Annotated in this window: 3 protein-coding genes and 2 pseudogenes; all 5 read left to right on the top strand. The window is 71.0% G+C overall.

What is annotated here, in order from left to right; genetic code table 11:
* A pseudogene (locus tag ABTY61_RS41640) lies at nt 1–182 on the top strand (ATP-binding protein); the annotation flags it as partial.
* Nucleotides 183–620: 438 nt separating this feature from the next.
* A complete protein-coding gene (locus ABTY61_RS41635; RefSeq protein ID WP_350510460.1) occupies nt 621–3,974 on the top strand; it encodes a sensor histidine kinase in 3,354 nt (1,117 codons plus the stop codon).
* Between the two features lie 10 nt (nt 3,975–3,984).
* Nucleotides 3,985–4,398 (top strand): roadblock/LC7 domain-containing protein, encoded by a 414-nt coding sequence (locus tag ABTY61_RS41630; RefSeq protein WP_097236138.1) that lies wholly within the window; start codon nt 3,985–3,987, stop codon nt 4,396–4,398.
* 161 nt (nt 4,399–4,559) lie between these two features.
* Entirely contained in the window at nt 4,560–5,219 is a 660-nt protein-coding gene (locus tag ABTY61_RS41625) for a DUF742 domain-containing protein (protein ID WP_350510459.1), read from the top strand.
* Nucleotides 5,200–5,339 (top strand): annotated as a pseudogene (locus tag ABTY61_RS41620) (ATP-binding protein); the annotation flags it as partial. The gene ABTY61_RS41625 and the pseudogene ABTY61_RS41620, both read left to right, overlap by 20 nt.

Below are 5,339 nucleotides of genomic sequence, written 5' to 3'. Positions count from 1 at the left end.
CCTTCGTCGTCGCCCTCAACGGCTTCGACGGCCACCAGCCCCACACCGCCGACGAAGTCCGCGAAGCCCTCCAACTCGGCGCCGACACCCCCGTCGTCACCCTCGACGCCCGCCGCCGCGACAGCGCCAAGAGCGCCCTCATCACCCTCGTCGAACACGCCCTCCTCGCCCGGCTCCGCTGACAACGGAGTCGGAGGACGCCCCCGGAGGCGAGCGTGCGAGTCACGGGAACCGACAGGCCCCGGTGAGCCGTCACACTGACGGGTCGCCGGGGCGGCGGTTCTTTACCGGCCGGTGTCCTCCCGGGGCCGCGCGCAAGACCCGTGTATAAGCAGCGGATAACAGTTCGGTAGGCATTTTGTGATCAACAATGACGCAGCGTGGCGAATCAGCGTCACTCAGCGCCAGATCACCACGGTTTTGCTCCGTCATGTCGCCGATTGTCCGGATTGTTCCACTGCGGGTGCCATACGGCGGCTGTTTGTCCCCCATCCCTGCACGTGCTGAAATTCCAGCTACCCCTGAACATCCCGCGCCGGCCTTCCGGCAGCGGGCCAGGGCCCCGGGGGTAGCGCTGGATTGATCCATGGCCGGCAAGTCGGCCGAGAGGTAGTAGTCGAGTGAGGCGTAAGCAGCAACCCGCCCCGCAGCGGCGCTCCGAGCCCCGCCAGAGCGCGCCGAACGGCAGCGCCGCGGAACAGGCCGGATTCTCCGCGTTCACTCCCACCGAGGAGCGCTCCCAGGCCACCCCGGCCGCCAAGCCCCCGGCGACCGCCAAGGAGCCTCGCACCGGTCCGGCGGGTCCGTCCGGCGACGGCGGTCCGTCCAGCCGCTACGACTTCCTCCGTCCGCGCAACTGGCGCGTGCCGACCCGACTGATCGCGATCCTGCTGATCCCCGTGATCATCAGTCTCGTCTTCGGCGGTCTGCGAGTGAACACCTCGGTCGACGGCTACATCAAGGCGTCCCGCGCCGAGAAGACCGCCGAGCTCGCCAAGGCGGCGACCGAACTCGCCGAAGCGCTCGAGAACGAGCGCGACAAGACCCTGATACCCCTGATCACCGGGCAGGACCCGAACAACGAGGTCGCCAAGCGCCGCGCCGACACCGACGCCGCGCTGAAGGCCTACCAGACCGCGTACAACGCCACCGACAAGTCCGGCGAGCTGCCGCGCCGCCACCAGGCCTTCGAGGACCTGGTGGTCAGCCTGCCGCACCTGCGGCAGGTCGCGTACGGCAAGGAGCTGTTCGCCAGCGCCACCGCGAACGCCTACTCGGCGATGTTCGCGCCGCTGCTGGCCTACGACAACTCGGTCGGCAACGGCTCCTCCAACGCCACCAGCAAGGGCCGCGCGATCTACGCGATGTCGCTGGCCAAGGCCTCCGCCTCGACCCAGCGCTCGCTGATGCTGAGCCTGCTGGTCGGTGCCTCGCAGGGCGTGACCACGCGCTACGAGAACCAGGACATGACCCAGCAGATCCTGGTCGCGGAGAAGCTGGAGCAGGTCTCCCTCGCCGAGTTCAACACCGGTGCCGCCCCCGAGGACGCCAAGAAGTACGGCGACGCCCAGGTCGCCCTGGCCACCGCCCAGGACCGCTCGGCGTACAAGATGCCCAACGGCACGGCGCCCACCATGCAGGGCCTGCTGGGGCTCGCCGCCAACTACGCCGAGGCCGCCGCCATCGGGCAGCAGAGGGGCAAGGCCGCGGCCGACGCCGCGTACGCGGAGGCCAAGAACGCCGGTCTGACCCCGGACAACTGGAACCAGGCCGCCGGTACCCACATCCAGGCCCTGCGGAACACCGAAGTCGTGCTGCTGGACAACGTCCTCACCGACTCCCGCAACCTCAAGGACAACGCGCTCTACGACGCCATCCTCAACACGGTCATCGTCGTCGCCGCACTGATCCTGGCCGGCCTGCTCACCGGCTACGTCGCCCGCTCGATGATCCTCGGCATGCGCACCCTGCGCAGCGCCGCCCTGGAGATCGCCGACCACCGCCTGCCGGACCTGGTCGAGAAGCTCTCCAAGACCGACCCCGACCGGGTCGACACCTCGGTGACCGCGATCCCGCTGCACGGCAAGGACGAGATCGGCGAAGTCGCCCGGGCCTTCGACCAGGTCCACCAGCAGGCCGTGGCGCTCGCCGCCGAGCAGGCCCTGCTGCGAGGGAACGTCAACGCGATCTTCACCAACCTGTCGCGCCGCAGCCAGGGCCTCATCCAGCGCCAGCTGGCGCTGATCACCGACCTGGAGAACAACGAGGCCGACCCGGACCAGCTGGAGAACCTCTTCAAGCTGGACCACCTCGCGACCCGTATGCGCCGCAACGGTGAGAACCTCCTCGTCCTCGCCGGCGAAGAGGCCGGCCGCCGCTGGAACACCCCGGTCCCGCTGGTCGACGTGCTGCGCGCCGCCGCCTCCGAGGTGGAGCAGTACGAGCGCGTCGAGCTGTCCGGCATCCCCGAGGTCGAGGTCGTCGGCGCCGCCGTGACCGACCTCGTCCACCTGCTCGCCGAGCTGCTGGAGAACGCCACCTCGTTCTCCAGCCCGCAGACCCGGGTGCTGGTCAACGCGACCCGCCTGCCGGACGGCCGGGTGCTGGTCGAGATCCACGACAAGGGCATCGGCCTCACCGCCGACGACTTCGCGGAGATCAACGAGAAGCTGGCCGAGCCGCCCACGGTCGACGCCACCATCTCCCGCCGCATGGGCCTCTTCGTGGTCGGCCGGCTCTCCCAGCGGCACGACATCCGCGTCCAGCTCCGCCCGTCCGGCGAGTCCGCCGGCACCACCTCGCTGGTCATGCTCCCGCCCTTCGTCACCACTTCCGCGGTGGCGCCGGAGCCGGAGGAGCAGTTCACCGTCTCCCGGATCTTCGCCGACCAGGAGCCGACCGCCGACTGGGCCCCGGACAACAACCGCAGCGCCGCCGAGCTGGGCTTCGACGACCACCTCACCGGCATCGGCAACGCCGGCTCCTCCGGGTTCAGCCCGGCCCTGGAAGCCGTCCAGCGCTCGCAGCGCCTCGACCAGGTCCGCCGCGCGGCCCTGGAGGGCGGCCCGCAGGGGCCGGTCGTGGACGCCGAGATCGAGGAGGACTACCAGCAGCAGGGCTACGACCAGTACGCCCCGCAGCAGGGCTTCCAGCAGGACACCTACGCCGACGAGCAGTACGGCTACGACCAGGGCGGCTACCAGCAGGACGAGTACGCCCAGGACGGCTACGGCCAGTACCAGCAGCAGGGCTACGACCAGGGCTACGCCGACGACCAGTACGGCTACGACCAGGGCGGCTACCAGCAGGACGGCTACGGCAAGGACGGGTACGCCCAGGACGGCTACGGCCACCAGGCCGAGGAGGCCCCCGCCGGCCACCCGTACGCCCCGGAGCCGCCCGCCCTGCCCGCCGCCGAGCCCACCGCCACCCTGCCGTCCGGGCTGCCCCAGCGCCGCCCCGGCCAGCAGCTGGCGGGCGGCGGCCCGGGCAGCGCCCCGGCCGGCCTGAGCCAGCCCTCCGGCGAGACCCCGAACTGGTTCGCCGGCGCCAAGGACACCTCGGCGCCCGCCGAGACCCGCGGGCACGACGTGTCCGCACTGGGCGGCTACGGGCCCACCGGCCCGACCGCCTCCCCCTGGCAGTCGCCGAACGACGGCGACTGGCAGCGGGCCGAGCAGCTGCGCGAGCCCTCCTCCGCCGGCACCACCGGGGCCGGACTGCCCCGCCGGGTGCCCAAGCAGAACCTGGTGCCCGGCAACGCCAAGCCCACCCCGCAGGAAGGGCCGCAGGTCTCCCGCAGCCCCGAGGAGGTCCGTGGCCGCCTCACGAACCTGCGCCGCGGTGTCGAGCAGGGCCGCAGCGCCGGCAACACCGGAAGCTTCCGGATCGACCCCGATCAGGTAGACCAGTCCGGCAACGGACAGAACCGGAGCACCGATCTCTTCGGCGGCTCGAACCACCAGGAGCGTTGAGTTGACTCAGATGAGCCAGGCCGCACAGAACCTGAACTGGCTGATCACCAATTTCGTGGACAACACCCCCGGGGTGTCCCACACCGTGGTGGTCTCCGCGGACGGCCTCCTGCTGTGCATGTCGGAAGGCTTCCCGCGCGACCGCGCCGACCAGCTCGCCGCGGTCGCCTCCGGCCTCACCTCCCTCACCTCCGGCGCCAGCCGGATCTTCGAAGGCGGCGAGGTCAACCAGACCGTCGTCGAGATGGAGCGCGGCTTCCTCTTCCTCATGGCCATCAGCGACGGCTCCGCCCTCGCCGTCCTCGCCTCCCCCGACTCGGACATCGGCCTGGTCGGCTACGAGATGGCCCTGCTCGTCGACCGGGCAGGAGCCGTTCTCACCCCCGCACTGCGCGCGGAACTCCAGGGCAGTCTCCTGCACTGACGGTTCGTCGGATACCGTCCAGGTATTCGAAGTACCTCCGCGTCCTTCCCGGGCCCGCTTCGGCGGGCTCGGGTTCGGACGTTGTACGGCCTTCGCACCACAGGCTCCGGACTCGTACCGAAGCTCGCACCGCACCGCCGCACCTTGTGAGGAGAGGAACCGTGACACCGCCCGACGACCGCAGCGGCCCGTACGGCGTTCCGTACCCTGGCACAGGCCATGACGCCTTCGGAGCACCCGGCGCCGGCCACGGTCAGCAATACGGTCGGCACCAGTACGGGCAGCAGCCCCAGCAGCACCCGTACGCCCGGCCCGAGGAGCAGTACGGCCAGTACGACCCGTACGCCCGGCCGCAGTCCGCCTTCGACACCCCGCCGCCCGGCTACCCGACGCCGCCCGGCCAGGCGCCCGCCCAGGACCCCGGCCGCCGGCCGGCCCAGGAGCCCGGGTACGTCGAGGAGTTCGAGGACGAGCAGGACTCCGGCCCGCTGATCCGGCCGTTCGCCATGACCGGCGGTCGCACCCGGCCGCGCTACGAACTCGCGTTGGAGGCCCTGGTCTCCGCCGACGTCGACCCGCAGCGCCTGGCCACCCTCCTCCCGGAGCACCAGCGGATCTGCACGCTGTGCACGGAGGTCAAATCCGTCGCCGAGGTCTCGGCGCTGCTCTCACTTCCCCTGGGAGTCGCCCGCATCCTCGTGGCCGACCTGGCCGAGGCCGGTCTGGTCGCCATCCACCAGCCCGCTTCCGGGGGCGAATCCGGAAACCAGCCCGACGTCACGCTGCTCGAAAGGGTCCTCAGTGGACTTCGCAAGCTCTAACGCGGCCGCCCCCACCCGCGCCACCACCTCCGCGAAGATCGTCATCGCGGGCGGCTTCGGTGTCGGCAAGACCACGCTCGTCGGCGCCGTCTCCGAGATCAACCCCCTGCGCACCGAAGC

The sequence above is a fragment of the Kitasatospora sp. NPDC096128 genome (genome assembly GCF_040303105.1).
In the GTDB taxonomy this organism is placed as follows: domain Bacteria; phylum Actinomycetota; class Actinomycetes; order Streptomycetales; family Streptomycetaceae; genus Kitasatospora.
The sequence above is the reverse complement of the archived record's forward strand: the minus strand, read 5'-3'. Positions and strand labels throughout refer to the sequence as shown.

Excerpts from the sequence above, each read along its gene's own strand:
- ABTY61_RS41630 (WP_097236138.1), top strand. The coding sequence starts at position 3,985 with ATGAGCCAGGCCGCACAGAACCTGAACTGGCTGATCACCAATTTCGTG.